Annotated in this window: 1 protein-coding gene; it reads left to right on the top strand. The window is 57.6% G+C overall.

What is annotated here, in order from left to right; translation table 11 throughout:
- Nucleotides 1–247 (top strand): hypothetical protein (locus Q5L94_RS13405; protein WP_317498863.1); only part of this gene is annotated, 247 nt, incomplete at its 5' end.
- Nucleotides 248–401: the final 154 nt, after the last annotated feature.

Below are 401 nucleotides of genomic sequence, written 5' to 3'. Positions count from 1 at the left end.
CACATCGGACAGGCACAGTTTCACGGTTCGCGTTGTGCACGTCGCCGATACGAATAGCGATGTGATCGCCCGGCCTGAGCATGAAGTGACCCGCGTTGCCGGATTAGTGAGTGGGGCTCTCAAGGGTTGGGCCCCACTTCCGTCCGCCACCAAAATCCAATTCCTCGGCGGGTTTCCTGCCGAAGAAGAAACGCCGGAGACGTGCTCCTATGTCTGCCGGTTTCTAGTTCACATCACTGGAGATTAAGACATGCCGACATCAGCAGTTGGGGTTCAGGGCGAGGACGTCCTGGTTTCCGTAATGAGTGCAGACGCCACCCCGGTGGCCCTGGTCATCGAGCATCAGGGGGATCTTACCTACAACCCGGGTGTGTCCCAAAACAAAACACGTACCAAGACCG

The organism is Idiomarina sp. Sol25 (assembly GCF_033052775.1).
Taxonomy (GTDB): Bacteria; Pseudomonadota; Gammaproteobacteria; order Enterobacterales; family Alteromonadaceae; genus Idiomarina.
The sequence above is the reverse complement of the archived record's forward strand: the minus strand, read 5'-3'. Positions and strand labels throughout refer to the sequence as shown.